16 protein-coding genes and 2 pseudogenes are annotated in these 20,857 nt (G+C 40.9%); 7 read left to right on the plus strand and 11 right to left on the minus strand.

All coding sequences use genetic code 11. From position 1 onward, the window contains the following. Positions 1–7: 7 nt before the first annotated feature. Both IPJ09_01840 and IPJ09_01845 read right to left on the minus strand, forming a co-directional pair. Positions 8–733, minus strand: coding sequence for a 5'-nucleotidase C-terminal domain-containing protein (locus IPJ09_01840; GenBank protein ID MBK7370186.1), 726 nt, complete (start codon positions 731–733; stop codon positions 8–10). After that, positions 720–1,223, minus strand: a complete 504-nt coding sequence (locus IPJ09_01845; GenBank protein ID MBK7370187.1) for a hypothetical protein — start codon at positions 1,221–1,223, stop codon at positions 720–722. Before IPJ09_01845 ends, IPJ09_01840 begins: the two co-directional genes overlap by 14 nt. 202 nt (positions 1,224–1,425) lie before the next feature. On the opposite strand from IPJ09_01845, the gene IPJ09_01850 reads away from it, so the two are divergent. After that, a complete protein-coding gene (locus IPJ09_01850; GenBank protein MBK7370188.1) occupies positions 1,426–1,776 on the plus strand; it encodes an iron-sulfur cluster assembly accessory protein in 351 nt (116 codons plus the stop codon). A gap of 77 nt (positions 1,777–1,853) precedes the next feature. On the opposite strand, the gene IPJ09_01855 is transcribed toward IPJ09_01850, so the two are convergent. Next, positions 1,854–2,819, minus strand: a complete 966-nt coding sequence (locus tag IPJ09_01855; GenBank protein MBK7370189.1) for an NAD(P)-dependent alcohol dehydrogenase — start codon at positions 2,817–2,819, stop codon at positions 1,854–1,856. A 428-nt stretch (positions 2,820–3,247) separates the two neighbouring features. Between IPJ09_01855 and glgA the strand changes: the two are divergent. Continuing rightward, positions 3,248–4,463 (plus strand): annotated as a pseudogene (gene glgA, locus IPJ09_01860) (glycogen synthase). Beyond that, the gene (locus IPJ09_01865; protein MBK7370190.1) at positions 4,450–5,718 is read left to right on the plus strand and encodes a glucose-1-phosphate adenylyltransferase; all 1,269 of its coding nucleotides are present in this window, start codon (positions 4,450–4,452) and stop codon (positions 5,716–5,718) included. Before glgA ends, IPJ09_01865 begins: the two are co-directional and overlap by 14 nt. A 49-nt stretch (positions 5,719–5,767) precedes the next feature. On the opposite strand, the pseudogene IPJ09_01870 reads toward IPJ09_01865, so the two are convergent. From IPJ09_01870 to IPJ09_01880, 3 genes and pseudogenes are all read right to left on the minus strand, one after another. Then, a pseudogene (locus IPJ09_01870) lies at positions 5,768–6,972 on the minus strand (histidinol-phosphatase). A 30-nt stretch (positions 6,973–7,002) separates the two neighbouring features. Beyond that, positions 7,003–7,512, minus strand: coding sequence for a 5-(carboxyamino)imidazole ribonucleotide mutase (gene purE / locus IPJ09_01875; GenBank protein ID MBK7370191.1), 510 nt, complete (start codon positions 7,510–7,512; stop codon positions 7,003–7,005). Between the two features lie 9 nt (positions 7,513–7,521). Further along, entirely contained in the window at positions 7,522–8,679 is a 1,158-nt protein-coding gene (locus tag IPJ09_01880; protein ID MBK7370192.1) for a 5-(carboxyamino)imidazole ribonucleotide synthase, read from the minus strand. A 47-nt stretch (positions 8,680–8,726) separates the two neighbouring features. Between IPJ09_01880 and IPJ09_01885 the strand changes: the two genes are divergently transcribed. Beyond that, positions 8,727–10,064, plus strand: a complete 1,338-nt coding sequence (locus IPJ09_01885; GenBank protein MBK7370193.1) for a dihydroorotase — start codon at positions 8,727–8,729, stop codon at positions 10,062–10,064. Positions 10,065–10,070: 6 nt separating this feature from the next. Here IPJ09_01885 and tilS read toward each other — a convergent pair whose 3' ends face one another. Further along, positions 10,071–11,009: a tRNA lysidine(34) synthetase TilS gene (gene tilS / locus IPJ09_01890; protein ID MBK7370194.1), complete on the minus strand. Its 939-nt coding sequence runs from the start codon at positions 11,007–11,009 to the stop codon at positions 10,071–10,073. Positions 11,010–11,039: 30 nt separating this feature from the next. Further along, positions 11,040–11,429: a hypothetical protein gene (locus IPJ09_01895; GenBank protein MBK7370195.1), complete on the minus strand. Its 390-nt coding sequence runs from the start codon at positions 11,427–11,429 to the stop codon at positions 11,040–11,042. Positions 11,430–11,450: 21 nt separating this feature from the next. On the opposite strand from IPJ09_01895, the gene IPJ09_01900 reads away from it, so the two are divergent. Continuing rightward, on the plus strand, positions 11,451–12,023 hold the full coding sequence (locus IPJ09_01900; protein MBK7370196.1) for a hypothetical protein: 573 nt from the start codon (positions 11,451–11,453) through the stop codon (positions 12,021–12,023). Positions 12,024–12,025: 2 nt separating this feature from the next. Here the strand turns inward: IPJ09_01900 and topA are convergent, their stop codons facing one another. After that, a complete protein-coding gene (gene topA, locus IPJ09_01905) occupies positions 12,026–14,647 on the minus strand; it encodes a type I DNA topoisomerase (GenBank protein ID MBK7370197.1) in 2,622 nt (873 codons plus the stop codon). A 155-nt stretch (positions 14,648–14,802) separates the two neighbouring features. On the opposite strand from topA, the gene IPJ09_01910 reads away from it, so the two are divergent. Continuing rightward, positions 14,803–15,087, plus strand: coding sequence for a hypothetical protein (locus IPJ09_01910; GenBank protein ID MBK7370198.1), 285 nt, complete (start codon positions 14,803–14,805; stop codon positions 15,085–15,087). Between the two features lie 6 nt (positions 15,088–15,093). On the opposite strand, the gene IPJ09_01915 is transcribed toward IPJ09_01910, so the two are convergent. Next, positions 15,094–15,546 carry a hypothetical protein gene (locus IPJ09_01915; protein ID MBK7370199.1) on the minus strand — a complete coding sequence of 151 codons (453 nt, stop codon included), beginning with the start codon at positions 15,544–15,546 and terminating at the stop codon, positions 15,094–15,096. Then, positions 15,543–16,775, minus strand: a complete 1,233-nt coding sequence (locus tag IPJ09_01920) for a metallophosphoesterase (GenBank protein ID MBK7370200.1) — start codon at positions 16,773–16,775, stop codon at positions 15,543–15,545. Before IPJ09_01920 ends, IPJ09_01915 begins: the two co-directional genes overlap by 4 nt. A 333-nt stretch (positions 16,776–17,108) precedes the next feature. On the opposite strand from IPJ09_01920, the gene IPJ09_01925 reads away from it, so the two are divergent. After that, entirely contained in the window at positions 17,109–20,798 is a 3,690-nt protein-coding gene (locus IPJ09_01925) for a T9SS type A sorting domain-containing protein (GenBank protein MBK7370201.1), read from the plus strand. The last annotated feature ends 59 nt before the right edge of the window (positions 20,799–20,857 follow it).

Consider the following 20,857-nt stretch of genomic DNA (forward strand, 5'->3'; position numbering starts at 1 on the left):
GTACGACCTACTCAACAGTGATACGACCGTCCTTTTTGGCTGTGATCAACCCTTGTTCTTTCGCATCTTGTATCAATAAGTCTCTTACCAAAATGTTTTTATCGATCCGTGGTTTGTCTTGCAAATAAGTCTGATTGTCCCCTCCATTAGCGATATAATCCGGGAGGGCTACGAAGTATGATTTAGCTGGGTCTATGGATTTTCCTGCGAGTGTGACTTCCAGCAGTTTATTATCCTTGATTTTCATCATTACATTGGAAGACACCGGGGAGCCTCCCATTTCTGCGATATATTCAAAAAATTTTAAAACATCTGCTCCGGATAATTTTACCAGTACTTGTGCATTGTCAAATGGCATCAATTCAAATATTTTGGAAACGGTGATATCCCCCTTACCCAGGTTAGGCACTCTGATACCCCCAAAATTTTGGAAAACAAATGCTATCGGCTCACTAAAAGCTTTGACGGATTGGCGATATAACGCATCTGTGACCCAGTTGGTCAGTCCTGACTCAGGCTTTTCTTTAAATAGCGATGCCGGACATTGGGCTATGACCTCGTTCATTTGAGCGTCCATAGCTTTCTTGTAAGGAAGGATCAAAGCTGCGATAGCCGTGTCAGTGTCTGAAGTGACTCTGACATTGGTTACATGCGTACCGGCAAGGTGTTCGTAAGACTTGCAGGAGAAAAGACTGTATGCCAGTACGGCTAGTATAATTTTAATATTTGACATAGTTTTTAGCTTCTTTTCTGATGGCTTGTAGCGCAATATTGAGTTTACTTTGATCCCCCTTTTGCAGTAGGAGTTGAGTGAGTTGACTGCTGTCTTCCTCGGGTTCCAGGTCGGCCGTGGCCTTCATTACTTCGTAAAGCGCTTCTTCTTTGGCTAAGGTAATGATGCTCCAGAGGGACTCTGATACAAATATCTGTTGGGTCACATTATGGTCAAACTCCTGCTGTATGCCTACGATAAGTGCCTGACTGAGTGATTGTACATTGAGGGTGGGGGATTGCATCCTCAGGGCTAATTTGTCCGGTTGAATGCGGGTGCACAACAGTGCCAGACGCTCGTAGGCATTGATTTGGAGTTTTTGTTTATTGATAGCGAGTGCATCTGCAGGGACTAAAATTTTATCCTTACGGTTAAAATTTTTCAATTCTATGAATATCAACCAAATAGGTATAGAAATGATCAGTCCTGACACAATGCCCACAGTATTCATCACGATCTGTATTGAGTAATGGTATAACTCATAGTCCCCCAAAAATACTAATTATGCATCACCTGACCTGTCCTATATTTCTTTTCTTTGTTAAAAGCCAAAGCAGTGATTTATAGGCGGATGAACTAAGCGCATTGATTCAATGTTTTATTTGTATTATTTTTGTGTATTATTTAAAATTAGTCCAGATATGACAGACACAATGCCTGATACCACTACAGAAACCAAACCACTCAGTCTGACAGCCAGCGCCATCAATCAATTGAAACGTATCAGAACTGAGCAACAGATCTCCGATGATCATGGGCTACGCGTTGGGGTCAAAGGTGGTGGATGCTCAGGTTTTACTTATATCCTTGGATTCGATCAACCAAAGGAAGGCGATATGCGCTTTGATGCAGATGGCATGCAAGTATTATTAGACAAAGGCCATGCCTTGTATCTGCTTGGCATTGAAATCGATTGGGTAGATGGGCTTAATAATCGTGGTTTTACGTTCAACAATCCCAATGCTAAGAGCACTTGTGGCTGTGGCACTTCATTTGCAGCTTAAGGGCTGAAATAATTGTGTGATTAAGTTTCGCTTTACTGATTATAAATTGGCAATAGCTAGAGGTGAATTATTGACCGTTATTCTATAATTTTCAATACTACATTTCCGGTCTTTTGGCCGCTTTCGACATATTTGTAAGCTTCGACTATTTGGTCTAACTTATATTGTCTATCTATGACGGGTTTAAATTCCCGCTTTTCAACAAGTTCTTTTAAAAACAGGATATCTTCTTTATTTGCTGTCGGAATTGGAAATAAAACTTTTTTGCCACCCAATATTGGCGTTATTAGAGCATAGAATATATTCGCTGCATTTTTACCGAGTTCTGTAGAAATATAAATACCTTTTTTAGTGAGCAATGGCTTGCATTGATTAAATGAACTTTTACCTACTGCATCAAAAATAAAATCAAATTTACTTTCTGTCGTCCTGAAATCCTGAGTTTGATAATCAATCACGACTTTGGCACCAAGAGATTTTACCAGGTCTATATTTTTTGTATTGCATACAGCTGTTACCTCCGAACCAAAGTGTTTGAGCAATTGCACTGCAGAAGAACCAATTGCACCAGTAGCCCCATACACCAAAGCTTTTTGACCAGGTTTGATTTTTGAGGCTCTGATATTATTTAATGCATAGTGGGCACCTTCGGATATAGGGGCAGCTTCTTCAAAACTTAAGTTGTTGGGTAATAATGCAAAGGCATCATTTTCAGCAATGGTTAAATACGCTCCATGCCCCCCAAATGTTTTGTCATTATATCCAAATACACGATCTCCATTTTTGTAGGTAGTTACTTTTGATCCTATATCTTCAATTATACCGGCAAACTCACAACCCAATATTTGATATTTTGGTCGTAAAAGTCCGGACCAAAATCGGGAAATAAAATACTCGGCGCTGCGAAAACCAGCGTCTGTTCTGTTTACTGTTGATGCATAGACTTTGATCAGTACTTCGTTATCTTTTGGGATAGGTTTAGGGACCTCTGTTAATTTGGCCACTTCCGGCGGGCCATATTTTGTATGCACTACGGCTTTCATTTATTTATATTGCTATATGTAATTTAAATAGGCCCCCAAATAAAATATTTAAAAGTGCAAACCTGCCGTCCATGTTGAAAAACCACCTCCTTCAATGGTGCACGTTGAATAGGGTAACTATCAAATTAAATCAACTATAATCTTATTTAGTTTGCCAAAGGTAGCCTCATTTTGTGGGTATGAATAAATTTTACATTCAAAGTGCTTTAGATGCTCCGAATATTAACTAGATTTGGTAAACTAATTAATGAGTGTTTTCCAAAAGTATTGGTGAATATATTTCAGGCATCGGTGGGCGACATCCGCAAACGCAGAACAGCTTCGTGCAGTATATTCAGAATCTAAAAATTGAAAATTGAGGACCTAAAACTTATTCAAGTTATCAAAATATGTAAAGGGCAGGATGCCAAAAATTTAGAATTTATATCATGAAAGTACTTTTTTATACCCGTGAATACCCACCATATGTTTATGGGGGAGCTGGCGTTCATGTGGAATACCTGGCTCGCGAATTGTCCCGCTTAATGGAAGTGGAGGTACGATGTTTCGGGGACCAGGACAATAACGATGAGCATTTGCGAATTCTTGGATTCAATTCTGATCAGCTTTCTACCCATAATACAAAACCGGAGCTAGCACCCATCTTTAAAACCCTAAATACCTGTATTCAAATGAATGGCGGCCTGATGAATGCTGATATCGTGCACTGTCATACCTGGTATGCCCAGTTTGCCGGCATCTTATCAAAGCTCTGCTATGGTACCCCCCTGATTGTGACCACTCATTCTCTTGAGCCACTCCGGCCATGGAAGAGAGAACAATTGGGCAGGGGTTATGATGCTTCGTCCTGGATCGAAAAGACAGCTATTGAAATGGCTGATGCGGTCATTGCTGTATCGCAGGAAACCAAACAAGATGTACTGAAGTACTTTGATATAGATGATAAAAAGGTTAGCGTAATATATAATGGCATCGACCTTGATGAATATAATGTCACGACTGATTCATCCGCACTGGATAAATACGGTATAGATCAATCAAGACCTTATGTGCTTTTTTGTAGGGCGCATCACCAGACAAAAGGGAATTATTCATTTGGTAAATGCTATCAAATACATCAATGATGATACACAAGTAGTTTTATGTGCCGGTGCCCCTGACACAGAAGATATCGGCCGCGAAATGAAACTGAGCGTTGAGGAGGTTCAGAAAAGCAGAAGTAATGTCATTTGGATAGCCGAAATGGTGAGTAAGAAAGAAGTGATTCAATTGTATTCCCATGCAGCTGTATTTTGCTGTCCTTCCATCTACGAACCATTTGGTATTATTAACATTGAAGCGATGGCTTGCCAAACAGCAGTAGTGGCTAGTAGTGTGGGTGGTATCAAGGAGGTAGTGACTAGTGAAACGGGTATATTAGTACCTTTAGAACAAGATCAGACAGCTCCGTTTGAGGCTTCTCAGCCCGATACCTTCTCCAGGGATCTGGCTGATGCAATTAATAAATTGATGTCTAATAAAGAATTAAGAGAAACCATGGGCGCCAATGGCAGAAAAAGAGTTGAAAAATATTTTGACTGGAAAGCCATCGCCAAACAAACGGAAGACTTATATAAAACAATTTTGAATTATGATAAAAGATGATGTTTTAGCAATAATTTTAGGAGGGGGACAGGGATCCCGGCTGTATCCATTGACTGCAAAACGCTCAAAACCAGCAGTACCTATTGCCGGAAAATACAGATTAGTAGATATACCCTTGTCTAATTGTATTAATTCAAACATTACCAGGATGTTTGTTCTCACTCAATTTAATTCGGCATCGCTTAATCGTCATATCAAGAATACCTATAATTTTAGTTTATTCAGTAATGCTTTTGTTGATCTGCTGGCTGCAGAACAGACCATGTCTAATAAGAATTGGTTCCAGGGTACAGCAGATGCTGTGCGTCAAAGTATGCATCATTTTCTAAGTCATGACTTTAAATATGCTTTGATTCTTTCAGGTGATCAGCTGTATCAAATGGATTTTAATGTGTTGATCCAGCGCCATGTGGACAGCGGTGCGAGGATAACTATAGCCACTCTGCCGGTGAAAGCAGAAGAAGGTACCGAATTCGGTATCATGAAAACTGACCATGAAAGCATGATCACCAGCTTTGTTGAGAAACCTAACGCACATGAAATCCTAAAATGGAATTCTGATGTCAGTGATTATATGATATCTGAAGGGCGTTTATACCTGGCTTCAATGGGTATATATGTGTTTGACAGAGATTTATTGATCGAACTCATGAACGATACCAGTACCATTGATTTTGGCAAAGAAATTATACCACAATCCATTGGAAAACATAAAATACTCAGTTATCAGTTTGAGGGGTATTGGACCGACATCGGAAACATACGTTCCTATTTTGAAGCTAATCTTGGGCTCACCGATCCTATACCAAGTTTTAATATGTTTGACAATGTAAGCCGGGTATATACGAGGGCAAGAATTCTTCCTCCCTCTAAAATATCAGGTACTTCATTAAAGGACTCCATCATAGCTGACGGCTGTATCATCCATGGCACTAGAATCGAAAGATCTGTGATTGGGATTAGATCCAGAATCGGCAAAGGCAGCACGGTAATCAGTACCTACATGATGGGTAATGACTCCTATCAAACCCTGCAAGAAATAGCAAAGAATTCTAACGACATGTTGATGGGTATAGGTGAAGGCTGCCATATTGAAAATGTCATTCTTGACAAAAACTGCAAAATTGGAAATAATGTGACCATCATTGGTGGCCCTCACCTCGAAAATAAAGAAACAGATTTGTATGTCATTGCAGGAGGTATCGTGGTGGTGAAAAAGGAAGTTACGATCCCCCCCGGTTATGTTATCAAATAGACCAACAATTAACCTGGCAAGGGTTGGTTAACCTACGGGGTAGCTTTTTTTATTTTTTAAAGATTCCCGACACCGGCTGTGTCCATGCTGTTTCGTACAGCAAATTTTCAATTGGGTTACCGTGCAATTTTGATGAAGTAATTTTGCACCTTACAAAAAGATGGTCATCAGTCAATTCAAAACTGGCTTTGTCTCCTTTGACCGACATCAATTCTTCCGGCTCTGACTTCCCATTTTTACATCCGACGAAGGATATGTTGTAGGTTACTCCTGTCTCGGCTTTTACCTCTACGGAGAGATTGTTATGCTTAAATGTCATTGTTTTGAGTTCGACTCCAGTGCTTGCATAAAATTCACCGGCTTCCAGCGCTTGTATAAGTGATTTTGGATTGAGTGAATCTGCTCTCACCACCACCCATCCTCGACCTGCATTACTCCACTTGTTACCTTTGACATGATAATGATGAGCGTCATCTGTAGCCAGGCCATATATCAGAGGTTTATTGTCATTGATATAAGCTTGGTTGATAACATCCCACATGATTTCGGTAGACATATGCATAGAGTCCCCTGAGTTGTGAACGAAATGATGACCGTTGTATACTTCAAAAAACCTTTCATTTTTTAGGGCAATCATATCTTCAAGGCCAATGGCATATCCGAAGTTTGGGTGGTTTATATGCACTATCATCGGGATATTTAATGCATCTCTTTGACTGATTACTGCATCTATATTATTTTGCAGGACCTCGGTTATACTATTGCCTCCCTTCGGTTCTATTATCTTTTGAATATTGGTCGCATTGAGGTGCAACGGTTTGTTCTCAAATTGGTCAGTAATCTCCTCGGATTGAATGATGAGGAATTTTTCTTTTCTTCAAATTGACTTTTATATTCTTCATAAGTTTTAAGTTTCACCAGTATTTGATCTGATGAATCTGATTTATAATTCACCCAGCCCGGACCATATTTGTTTAGATAGTTTTGGAAAGCGTTTTGATAGATTGAATCGTTTGAAATCTTTTTCCATTTATCACCTTCTGCTAAAGTATTGTGATCGGACAAAGCGACAAACTGATAGTCTCTTGATTTGTAATATTCCATAATCACCTCAGGAAATTCGTCTCCGTCGCTCCAATAGGAATGGGTATGAAGATTCCCTTTATACCAACGTTTTGTGGAAGTAGCGCTTTGATCTCTACAACCTAGGATGATGCAAAGGCATACTCCAATACATAATTTTAAATAATTCATTTCGAACCTGTTTAGCTTTTGAAATAGGAGCTATCCCTTCAATTTTCCCCTCTTCACTCCAACTTCTTTCTCCAACCCTTTTTTATACCCAATCACTTTCTCCAATATCCTGACATTTCCTATGCCTATAATTTGTGCTGCCAGTATCCCGGCATTCTTAGCTCCATTAAGTGCTACAGTAGCCACAGGCACACCACCCGGCATCTGAAGAATAGACAGAATAGAATCCCAGCCATCGATAGAGTTACTTGATTTGATAGGAACCCCAATGACAGGAAGCGGACTGATGGAAGCTACCATACCTGGCAAATGAGCAGCGCCGCCTGCTCCGGCTATAATCACTTTAATGCCCCTGGTATGTGCCTTGCCGGCAAAATCTACCATATAATACGGTGTGCGATGGGCTGATACGATGTCTACTTCGTAGGCAATGCCGAAGTATTGAAGTATGTCGCAGGCTGCCTGCATTACTGGGAGATCTGAGTCGGAGCCCATGATCACACTGACCAGCGTTTTTTTGGCGGGTTTTGGTTTGGTCATAATGAAGACTTATTGGGTTTGAGTGATGACTTTAAGATGCTGGCTTAGGTATAGTTCAGACTCAGAGACAGTGATTTTGTCGCGGCCTATTATGGTGACATGTCCCATCTTTCGAAAGGGTTTGGTCTCCTTTTTTCCATAGAGGTGTATATATACTCCGGGCAATGCCAGCGCTGCAGCCATTCCTGTATAATGTGCAGGCCCAGTATGGCCTGGTTCACCAAGGAGATTGATCAGGCTTGAGTAACCTGTAGAGTCTGTCGCCCCCAGTGGCAGCCCAAGGATGCACCGGAGGTGCTGATGATACTGAGAGGTGATAGAAGCCTCGATGGTGTGGTGGCCACTGTTATGCGGCCTGGGAGCCACCTCATTGATCAGGATTTGGTCAGCTTCGTCGACAAACATCTCGACAGCAAGCAGCCCTACGATGTCCATCTGCTTGATCAGCCTCGTGGCAAGGTCCATAGCTTTAGATAAAAGGGTCTGGTCCAGGTTCGCAGGGGAGTCCTGACGCAATAATAGATTGGCTGTAGGGTGAAAGATCATGTCGACTGGATCATAGACCTTGATCTCACCGAGGGTGTTGCGCGAAGTCAGGACTGCGATCTCATGCCTGATAGCCACTTTTTGCTCGATGACACTGTGGGCCTGGAACAACTGATTTAACTGCGAGGGATCGTTGATGACTTGTACGCCTCGTCCGTCATAACCGGCTTTTCGCAGTTTTTGCACAAAAGGAAATTGAATGGCCCCACCAGCGATTAGACCGGTGACTTCAGAGGGATTGTCAATGATTTTAAATGGAGCCGTAGGCAATTGGTGATCTGCATAAAATTGTTTTTGCGATCCCTTATCCTGTATGAGGGCCAGGGATGCTGGACTAGGGTAGACTGCTTTACCCATCTGCTCCAGCCTGGTTAATGCCTCCAGCGAGACATCTTCGATTTCTATGGTGAGTACATCTTTGTCGGCACCAAATGCCATGACATCATCATAATTTCTAAAATCACCTAACACTTGCTTCGCACAGCAACTGGCTGGGGCATTGCGGACAGGATCCAGGACCGTGATATCCAGGTTCCAATCGGCGGCAGCCTGCGCCAGCATTTTGCCCAGTTGACCACCCCCTAAAATGCCGATACGCGAATAAATACCTTTTGAATGCATTTGAATGTGGTCAAAAGTAGATAATTTTCCAGTTTTAAAGATTTATCATGACCACAAATACCCTAATACTTGGAGCGAAAATCATCAACGAAGGCAACATCATCGAATCTGATGTATATCTCAAAAATGGCAGGATCGCTTCTATCGGTAGTCATAGGCCGGAAGAAAAACACAACGAAGTAAGAGCGGAGGGACTCTATCTAATGCCGGGGATTATCGATGATCAGGTGCATTTTAGAGAACCCGGGTATACCCAAAAAGCTGATATTCACACTGAATCCAGGGCTGCTGCCGCTGGAGGGGTCACCAGTTTTATGGAGATGCCCAATACCAAACCCGTAGCTACTGACCTCCTCCGATTGGAAGAAAAATATGATATTGCGAGGCAAAGTTCCTATACCAATTATTCCTTTTTTTTAGGAGCTTCTACGGATAATTTGGACCAGATTCAACAAATGGACCCGGAGCGAATATGTGGTATCAAAATATTTATGGGCTCCAGTACAGGTGATTTGTTGGTAGATGACGATCGGGCATTGGAAAATATTTTTCGCGAATCGCCTACACTGATAGCGACTCATTGTGAAGATGAAGCGATGTTTAGAGCCAGGCTGCAAGAATACAAGGTTAAGTTTTGCGACCATATCCCTGCATCCAGCCATGAATTTATCAGGAGCAAAGAAGGTTGTCTCCTGTCCTCTTCTAAGGCAGTGCATTTAGCCAGGAAGTTTGGGAGCAGGCTACACATATTGCATATCAGCACTGCCGAAGAATTGGCCCTTTTTCCAAATGATCTCCCACTGCTCCAGAAAAAAATCACTTCAGAAGTATGCGTTCATCATTTGTATTTTGATGCTTCGGACTATGCGACACTTGAAAATAAAATCAAATGCAATCCGTCTATCAAATCAGCTTATCACCGAAAAGCGCTTTTTGAGGGTTTACTGGAGGACAGGTTGGATATCATCGCTACGGATCATGCACCCCATCTGTTGTCAGAAAAGATTGGGGGGTATCTGCAAAGTGCGAGTGGACTACCTTTGGTGCAGCATGCCCTGGTGATCATGTTGGATTTCTATCACCAGGGAAAAATAAGTTTAGAAAAACTAGTTACTAAAATGTGCCATGCTCCGGCAGATTGTTTTAAAATCCGGGAGCGGGGATATATTCGTGAAGGATATCATGCAGACCTGGTTTTGTTGGATCCCAATGAGCCAGGCCTTATAACCAAAGAAAATATTTTTTATAAATGTGGCTGGAGTCCCTTGGAGGGCAAGCAGTTTAGGGGTAGGGTAGTAAGCACCTGGGTCAATGGGTATCCGGTGTATGACCAGTCGGGATTTGGCTTGACGGGTCGGGGACAAAGACTTTTATTTGACAGGTAGAGAGTCTCAGACTTCAAGTACTTCTATTCGTAGAAAATCTTTGGTAGTCGCATCAGCCTTCATCATCTCAGCAGTATGCAGCCCATTCAACAGGCATATGATCTGACCAGAGGACTCCAGGACTAAAGCCAGTTTTTTTTCAAAGCCACTGATTTTTTTATCTGTGAGCATGTCTTTTATCTTTTTGGATTTGCCCTGCATGCCCAATGGAAGCATTCTATCGCCTGCTCGCCAGGTGCGAATAGTTAGTGGCCATTTGATTTTTTGATGATCCAGGGCCACACAAGAGTCGGACGGAAGGCTTGGGTATCCTACCCGAGTTATTGTGAATGATTTATTTGCATAATTAAATTCAAAGGGTAATTGTGGTATGACCTCTTCGAAAGGCTTCAACTTATCACGCGTCGTGATCTGAATCGAATTTTCAGCAGTGGCCAGTACATATCTTGGTGCATAAAATATTTTCCCTTTATGATGTACTCTGAGGTGATCAGTGATCAATAGTGCCTGGTCAGGATTAAAGCCATAATCAGACACCAATAGATACATCAGTCCACTATTCCAATCTGGTTGATAGATGATTTCGATCCAATGGTCATGTATGGTGGTTGATTTTTTTTTGAGTTCATCGATCCATAACTTAAATACCGGTTGGATATCCTGCATTCGTTGAGCAAACTCACTTATGTGAAGCGTAGCTCCGGATTTTATTTTTTCTAAAGATGGCAAAATATCATGCCGGATCTTATTGCGGGTATAATCTGTGTTGAGGTTGGTACGATCAGTGCGAAAAGAGATCGACAATAAAGATAAATAATCCAGTATTTCTTCACGAGAGGTTCCAAGCAATGGCCTGATTAATCTTCTGTGCAGGTTGATCCTTTCGCTATCAACCTGAATCCCCTGTGCGCCTGTCAGTCCTGCGCCACGAATGAGGTTGAACAATACAGTTTCAGCCTGGTTCCCAAGATGATGTCAGGTCGCCGTGTAGTGAATGTTGTGTTCCTCCATCAATTGATCAAACCAGGTATATCGAAGGTCTCTAGCTAACTCCTGCAAGCCTTTTTTAGAAGAAATCAATAATGCCTTGGTATCGGTTCTATTTAAGTGAACGGGGATATTTTGTTTTTTACACCAATCTGCTACAAATAACTCATCTCCCAGGGATTCTTCTTCACGAAGCATATAGTTGACATGGGCGGCGTGGACAGGATAGCCCAATCTGGATAGTACGGTCAATAAGCACATTGAGTCGGGTCCACCACTCACTGCTACCAAAATCTTTTCTCCAGCATTAACCAATCGATAACGGCGAATAAATGATTCAATTTTCTCTTCAAACAAGAAAGGAGTAATTTTGGGCATTATTTTTTCAATTTTTCTATCATGCGACTCAACAAATTTGGCATTTTTATTTTATTCTTTTTCTTCAAGCTCCTGGCGTGTAAAGAGGCTGCTTCAGAGAAAGGCGATCTTTTTTCAAAAAGAGATTCGACAGGTATCAATAAAGCCATCAAACCTGCCCCGACCAATGCAGTCATGCCTGACACCCCCATCAAATCCAGCTTCGATGATCCTGTGGCCGTCGCTAATAACAAATACAGTCACTTTGATCAGATACTTATCAAAGACCTCTGCAATAAATTTTGGGGGTTTGATATGGGCATTGATGGGTCCAAAAGTCTGAGCCAGGTGGACATGCCTGGATTTTGGCTCCAGTTTTTTCCTGATGGGAAATATCAAAAAGGGAGTTATGAAAAAGTTACGGCTAAAGGAAATTATACAGTTGATTTTCAAGGCATGACAGAGTTGATTCCAGACGATCCAAAAGAAAAAAGAAGTGAGTGGCAGCTAAAGTTTAACAATGATGTGCTCATCCTCATTGGCACTCCTAAATATAAGGATAATCAGGTCCAGATGAAATTATCCCGCATAAGTGTAAAACCTAAAAAGGGTTAGGTCTAAGCTTTTACTTTTTTCTTTATAGTAATTACCTTTTTAGCTGGTTTTTTAGCGATCGTACTTTTTGCATTTGTAGTGCTGACTTTGGCTTTAGTGACTTTGGTCTTTTTGGTAAAAGCCTTGGGATCATTGGCCTCGATGATGGCTTTTACTTCTTCCAATTTATAGTTTGCAGCTTCTTCGGCAGTGATCCTGTTACCTTCCTTGTCTTTTGGGAAATTGAAATATTTTTTTCCAAAGAATATGGTCGGTCCCCATCTGCCATTCTGAACGCTTATTTTTTCCTCTTCCCAATTGTTGATAAACCTCTTAGCTTCTTTCTCTTCTTTGGCCACCACTAATTCGATAGCTGTCCTGGCATCGAGTTGATCAAAATTGTATTTGGGAGAAACATTTACGTACAGATCATTCCACTTCAAAAATGGGCCGAATCGACCTTTGCCTTTAGTGATGGGCATCTGTTTATAATTGGCTACAGGAGCATCAGCAGTCCTTTTGTCATTGATGAGTTCAATTGCCCGTTCCATAGTGATAGACAAAGGATCTTCGTTGCGAGGGATGGAGATGAATCCTTCATCGTATTTTACATAAGGGCCAAATCTTCCCTGGCCAATAGTTACTTCTTTATCTTCAAAATTTCCGAGCGTTTTTGGTAATTTAAACAGTTCCATAGCCTGTTCAAAGCTGATGTTTTCCATGGATTGGCCAGCTTTGAGATTGGCAAACTCTGGTTTTTCTTCTTCCTTTACCTCATCAGTATCTCCGATCTGCACGACAGGTCCAAATCTGGCCATCCGGACAAAAACGGTGTTGCCGGATTTTGGATCGGTACCCAGGATTCGTTTGCCGCTTTCTCTACCTGTATTTTGGAGGGTGTCTTCGAGTTTTTTGTGGAATGGATGATAAAAAGAGTCAATCATCTGATGCCATTCCATTTTGCCGTCTGCTATCACATCAAATTTCTTTTCAATCTCCGCCGTAAAGCTGTAATTCATGATTTCCTCAAAGTTTTTATTGAGAAAATCGACGACCAGCATACCCATATCCGTAGGAAATAAATTATTTTTAGCAGCTCCCGTAATTTCTTTGTCTGTATGTTGTTTGATCACACCTTGCTCAAGGGTGAGCACTTCAAATTTCCTTTCGGTACCCTCTCTTAATTCTTTGATTACATAACCTCTCCCTGTTTCCATGATTTTTGAAATAGTAGGTGCATAGGTGGAAGGTCGGCCTATGCCTAATTCCTCCAGTTTTTTTACAAGGCTGGCTTCGGTATATCGAGCTGGAGGCCTGGTAAATCGTTGGATGGCTTCCATTTTTCGCAGGTCGAGTTGTTGTCCGACGGTGAGGGGAGGCAGGATAGTTTCATCGTGAGCCTCTTCTTCTTCATCTTCCGATTCCAGATACACTTTGAGGAAACCATCAAATTTTATAATTTCACCTTCCGCCTGGAGATACTCCTGTGGCATGGTGGAGATGCCTATTTTAACTATCGTCTTTTCTAATTCAGCATCGGCCATTTGCGAAGCAATTGCCCTTTTCCATATCAGTTCATACAACCGCTGCTCATCTCTGATCGAGGATACTTCCTGTCTATCGATATAAGATGGCCTGATGGCCTCGTGAGCTTCCTGGGCGTTGGCTGTTTTGCTTTTGTAAGTCCTCTGCTCTACATATTGGGAGCCAAAACTGCTGGTAATTTCCTGCGTGATTTGTTGTATGGCTGTTGCACTCAAAGAAGTGGAGTCAGTCCTCATATAGGTGATCAATCCCTGTTCGTACAATCGCTGTGCGGTGACCATGGTGCGAGAGACAGAAAAGCCCAGTTTTCGAGAAGCTTCCTGTTGAAGAGTAGAAGTGGTAAAAGGTGCAGCGGGCTTTCGTCTGAGTGGCTTGACTTCAATAGTCTTAATCGTAAAAGCTGCTTTTTTGCATGATTCGAGGAAGGCTCTGGCGCCGGCCATATCATCAAAACGTTCCGGGCGCTCAGCTTTGATGGTATAGTTGCGTCCTTCTTTGTCCTGGACTTTGAATAAAGCGCTTACTTTAAAAAACGGAGTAACTTCAAAGTTTCGGATTTCCCTTTCCCTTTCTACGATTAGTTTTACTGCTACTGATTGTACACGACCTGCTGAAAGATTGTTTTTTATTTTTCTCCACAATAGTTCTGATAGTTCGAATCCCACCAATCGATCCAGGACTCGTCTAGCCTGCTGCGCATTGACCAGGTCGAGATCGACTTTGCGCGGATTGAGTACGGCTGCCTGGATAGCGGGTTTGGTGATTTCATGAAATACAATTCGTTTGGTGATTTTAGGATCAAGATCGAGTACCTCACAAAGGTGCCAGGCTATAGCCTCTCCCTCCCGATCTTCGTCCGTCGCGAGCCATACTTCAGATGCTTTTCTGGCTGAGTCTTTGAGTTCTTTGACGACTTTGTGTTTTTCAGGACTGACGATGTAATTAGGCTGAAAATTATTGTCTATTTCGATCCCTCTTTTGCCTTTTTCCAAGTCTCTTACATGGCCAAAGCTCGATTTGACCTGGTACTCCTCGCCAAGGTATTTTTCGATGGTTTTAGCTTTTGCCGGAGACTCTACGATTAGCAGTTTTTTTCCCATAATATGATAATGACCTACATTGAATTAGGGTGCAAAACTATAAATAATTTATGTTTCACCTATTTCTTGGTTAAGGATCTGCTGTATAAATGCTCTATCTTGTGGCTGCAAAGACGATATTTATTTTTTATTAAACACATATTTTTCAGGTTAATATGAATGGTGAAAGGCTATTGATGATCGCTCTGGGTCAGGCTATTTTATACTTGCTGATCTGGTTGGTCAGCGATTATATCGGGTTATTATTGTGCCTTGGAGTCTCTTTGATCTCTTTTTCCATATTGGTGATTTCCTGGATCGCTGATCGATTAGAATATGCCGGTGTGCCTTCCTGGTATTATCCATTGATGATCATGTCCACATTGATACCAATGTTGATTATCGCCCTTTTTTGGTTTTTTAAGTCTGGAGAGATGGATTGGATGAAAAATCCATTTTAGTACTGATTAATTTAGGCCTACAGTGTCAATTTCGTTGGATATTTCAGTTTGGTCGGTTTGTTTTTTTAGGGAGAACTTAAAATTATGCCGTTGCAGCAAAACCTGAAGTACCATAAAGCTATCGACGATAGACTCTATGCGAAAGGTGTCACGTGGAGCATAAATGTAGCCTTGTCCCCATTGAATCAGATAACTCGAATCTGCACCATATAGGTTGTGAGTCAGATGGTCCTTAGATATATTAAACTCCGCTCCATTGAGTGTCTGAGTATGTTTATTATTGCGCAAAGCTTCGGTGACCAGCCAGTTGCCTTCTACTTTGGTACTATCATAAACCACTGCAGGTGCTTCTTGTTTGCAGCATATGGTCGCCAAAATCCATGAAAAGAATCCGTACTTAATGAAGATTTCAATAAGTTTTATGGATGAAATGCTTCTCAATAAGAAATCTACTTTCATGCAGTCGTCAATTCTATTAGTGTAATTTCTGGTAGAATACCCACTCTTCCCGGGTAGCCCAAAAATCCAAAGCCTCTATTGACATATAAATGTTGATTGTTTTGTTGATATAATCCCGCCCACTCCTTATACATATATTGGCTAGGGCTCCATTTTAAGTATCCCGGGATCTCTATACCAAACTGAAAACCATGGGTGTGCCCTGAACAAGTGACAGCGATGTCCTGAAATTGCTTAGTGACCTCAAAATCCCAATGGCTGGGGTCATGGGACAATAAAAGTTTTAAACTATCATTGGGAGTACCCTCATATGCGTTTGCAAGGTTGCCATATTTAGAAAATCTGTGAGAGGCAGAAAAGTTTTCTACACCTATAACACTGATTTTTTGTCCATTGATCTCTACTACCTGGTGACGGTTTAAAAGCAAATCCCATCCTATCTCTTTATGATGATTTTTTAGTTTCTCAAGATTGTCTATTTTGGATTGAGGCGTAGACCATTGGGCATAATCACCGTAATCATGATTTCCAAAAATGGAGAAACTACCATATTTTCCTTTCATTTGAGAAAATATATCCAGGTAAGGTTCCACCTCGTCTGCCTTATAATTGACCAGGTCGCCGGTGAAAAACAAAAGATCAGGCTTTAATTTGTTGACGATATCTATACTTTTTCTAATCGGGTCGACTGCGGTGAAGCTTCCACTATGGATATCTGATATCTGTACTATTCGCAACCCTTCCAGAGAAGGATGTAGATTTTTTACCGGGATTTTTATCTTGTGTGTAGTATACCGGTAGGCATTGCGCGCCATGCCATAAAACAAGGTAAAAAAAGGTATACCGGCGACAGCAGCACCCAGTGTGCTTAAAAATCGGGATCGACTGGGGTTGTAGGCATAAGTAGGGCTAATAGACTTGATCACATATCCTGCTCCTCGCCGTATGTCATCAATCAACATGATCGGTAAGCTAACAAATTTCGCAAAATAACTAATGAAAGCGAATGCCCTGAGGTATACCAAAAGTTGGTTGGGCAGCTTATCCGAGGCACCAGTGAAATAAGTCACAAATAAGAAAATGGAGATCAGAGTACCTAACCAAAATACAATATTGGCGATGATTTTTAAGCTAAGCACCTGAGTAGGGAAGAGCTGTTTGAACCATTGGTAGCTATAGGCATCTATACCAATGAGAAGAATAATAAGGATAAGGATTCTGCTGGACATGGATTAATTGGTTGCAAAGATATTGAAAAGCGCTTTATGTATTTTAGATCATTTAAGACAAGCTACATCAGGTTAAAGTGGACATCAACGATTAATTAAAACACTTGATTGTGCAAATTGTTAACTATTTTTTTTAATAAAGCATTATAAAACAAAATTGACACAGAGGAGATACATTCATTGAGGTTAATATATGTGTGAATTTAATATGTATGAGCATTAACTAAAAGTAGTACCTCCTTAACCTTATTTTGTGACAGATTAAGTTATTGCAGAATTATTTAATTTACTAATCAAGAACGACATTTTATAATTTATCAAAAATCAAACACCATGAACTATGCATATAGACTGGCTACGCTATGTCTTTTTTTCTGCCTTACCAACCAATTTATATCTGCCCAATGCGTATCTGGTAAAAAAGTCGAAACTTTTGGAGGAGATACTTTGGTCTATTCGTGTCCGGATGACCAATCTGATATCATTTCATTTAAGCCGTACACTTATTCAACTCCTTTTATTTTTGTGATTACTGATGATCGGGATACCATCAGAAGGATTTCAACTTCAGGCAAACTTGACTTTAATGGATTGAACAATCCTGAATATCATGTATATGGGTATTCTTACAAAGGCAATATCAAAAAAGTCATTGGGCAGCATATTGGTAGTGCCAGAATCACTGATTTGTGTTATGAGCAATCACTCAATTATATCGTGATCATTAGAGAATATCCCCTTTCACCAGTGATTGATGCTCAAAGTTTTTCACCGGTCTTTGTTTGTGCTCCTGATGGTAAGGCCGACCCTATAAAAATTAATTCAACTTTTCCATCCAGGAGCCTGCATAAGTATGTGGTGGTTGATGAAACCAGCACATTGGTTGCGATCTATGAGGAACCTGATTTTGATGCTGATCAGCTTAATTGTAAGACTTGTAAGGCTTACGCAGTAAGTTATACAGGAGATTTCATAGGTAAGGTGGGAGCTAAAATCAACGATATGCTGGCCAGTGACTGTCATGCTGTCAGTACGAACTTTCTGACCCTTGTTAGAGATACTCCTAAAGGGGGAAGCATTTCCCTTTCAGATGACCAATCATCTCTATTTATTTGTTCTTCAAGTATAAAGAATCAAACTATTCCTTTGGTTTTAAAAAACAATTCTGCAGGGTATGTGCGGTATATCATAACCGATACAGCTGACAAAGTATTAGCTATCCAAACCAATGCTGAATTGCCCGCTTCTGTGCTGGCCAACGGAATTTGCAGGATCTGGGGATTGACTTATACAGGCACACTGTTCACCGAGGGTTTGGGTAAAAAAATCTTAAATATATTATGGTCTGACGATTGTTATGCATTGACGACGAGTTATATCACTATATCTAAATCATTGCCTGATGGGGGCAAAATTGCTTTCCAAGGGTTATCTGCCGGCGATATTATCCGTTGCCTTGATGACAAAGCCGATATAGTCCAATTTGAATCCATAGGTGAGGTCGGACCTAAGCAACTCTGGGTCCTTTCAGATACGACTGACCACATAATATCCTGGACAGGAGTTTCTTCTATCGATGTCAATAATTGGCCGGTGACCACTCGTAGAATGTATCATCTCACCTTTACTGGAGATACGACGCTACAAATAGGGCAATCTGTATCTGCATCGGCTTCAGATGATTGTTATGACTATTCAGATAATTATCTAACCATTCTTACTGATGTGCCGGATCCGGGGACGATCACATTTGACGATCTGACCATGGAAAAATTTGTCTGTATCAATGATAGTGCAGGGATGCTCTTACACATCAAAAACCTTTCTGCTTCCAGGCTTAACCTTACATATGTATTGACTGATAGTATGGGTAGGGTAATAAGATATCAAAACAATCAAAGTTTTAATCTTTCATCTAGCGAAAAGGGCAAATATAATTTGTATGCGATCTCCTACGCAGGTGCCTTAAACCTCGAAGGCAATCAAATTGAGGCTAAGGATCTGGCATCAGGTTGTTTTAAAGTATCTGGTCAACCTCTTAAGCTCACTGTCGGCGAAGCAAGAGCTGGAAGTATAAAGTTTGAAAACGGCAAAGACAGTATCTTGTTGTGTTCAAATTCCAATCTGGTCTCGGCCAGGTTGACTTCTTCTACAGCTCACTTGACTCCTTTTGTGTTCGTCTTGACAAATGTTCAGGATACCGTGATAAGGATTCTGAAGACAGATACATTTAATCTTAACGGTAGCTCACGTGGTTTATGTAAAATTTGGGGTCTGGCATACACTGGAGAGCTGAGATTGAAGACAGGCGATTATTTTCCAGGTACATTGGCTTCTACCGGATGTAACGAAAGATCATCTAATGCGCTCATACTCATCAAGGATCGACCTGAAGGGGGAGATATTGCCTTGGTCAATGGAGATACTTCATTCCTTGTTTGTTATAAGGATGGGTGGCCGGATTTATTAAACATCAAAAAGTCTTCAAGTTCGCTTTTGCCTTACCAATATGTAGCCACTGATGAGCAAAATTTAATCATTCAACTAAATGTGGGAAATGTTAATTTGGAGTTGTTGCCAAGCCAGGTCAAAAAAATATATGGAGTTTCTTATTTGGGATTGGTCACCGCAAAGGTGGGTGAAAGTATAACTGAGGCGGACTTTGCCAGTGACTGTTATGAATTAAGTCGAAATGTAATCCATGTCAATAATGAGGAAATCAGGGCCGGAAATATCCGTCTTGAACAAAACCTTGCCGTATTAGACCTTTGTCTTCAATCACAGTCTGTAGATACATTTAAGTTGAGTGTCAATGGAAGTACAGCTGGAGTGTCCTACTATTTTATTGGGATCAAAGATGATACCTTGCGATTTGTATCTAAGGCGGGTCAATTTACCAGCCAGGATTGTCCAGAAGGCTCTACCCAAATATTTGGAATCGCATTTAAAGGCAATTTTTTGGCCCTGCCAGGCGATAAAATTTCTGCCCATAGACTTGTTGACAGTTGTTACGGGGTTTCTACTAATTCTATTCTCGTGAGAAAATACCAACCAGAAGCAGGAATCATAAATGCCAATGGCAACACCAGCTTCTATCTATGCCCGGGTGATGGACAGGCAGATTTCGTGTCCTTGTCTGCTGTAGGTGCAGCCCCATTGTCGTATGCTTATGTAGTCACTAATGCCGGCGATAGCATCATCGCAGTGAGTACTCAGTCAATATTTGACCTGGATACTTTCCCGATTGGATTATGCAAAATATATGGTCTATCTTACAATGGCCTATTAAATGGTCATAGTAAATTTATTCAGGACAATAATCTGGTAAATGGTTGCTTTGAAGTCACCGATAGCTTCATTAGGGTGTTTAAAGCACCAGCTGATGGTGGCAGGTTAGAAATATTTGGAGGTGATACAGTGATAAATATTTGCGTAGAGGATCTTGCGGCTGATACGATTCGCTTCAATTATAATTCATCTGTTGCTTTGAAATATGCATTGTTAGTCACAGATGCTCAAAACAGATTGCAGTCGGTCATTCAGGATTTATCAGGGCGCCATGATTTTAATGGGTCAGATCCCGGCGTCTGCAGAGTATATGGTGTCTCCTATGGGGGGATACTTACTGCATTCAGGAATGATGATATTACAAAGTCGAAACTGGCCAGTGGATGTTATGATTTATCTGACAATTACGTGACTATCAATAAGTCAAATACGGGAGGTTTATGTAAAAACCTAGGGGTCACACCAGAGAATAAGGTGTTTTTGTCAGTCTATCCAAATCCAGCTTCCGATTTGGTCAAAATTAGGTTAAAATCCAAATATTTGACCGGTGGAAGGCCGCAGCTCAGTGTGTCGAATATATCAGGTGGTATAAATAAAAAAATAATTTTAGATAGTCAAATAACTGACAATCAAGATATTATCATAAATACAAGTGATCTTAAGCCAGGAATGTATTTTATAATGTTCCAAAATGGTTATATATTTGATAGCATCAAGCTTACTGTATTAAAATAAAAATATATCATCATTTTATTTGCCTTTTGATGTTTCGAACCCTGAGATCAATGATTCTC

The sequence above is a fragment of the Saprospiraceae bacterium genome (genome assembly GCA_016709995.1).
Classification (GTDB): Bacteria; Bacteroidota; Bacteroidia; order Chitinophagales; family Saprospiraceae; genus JADJLQ01.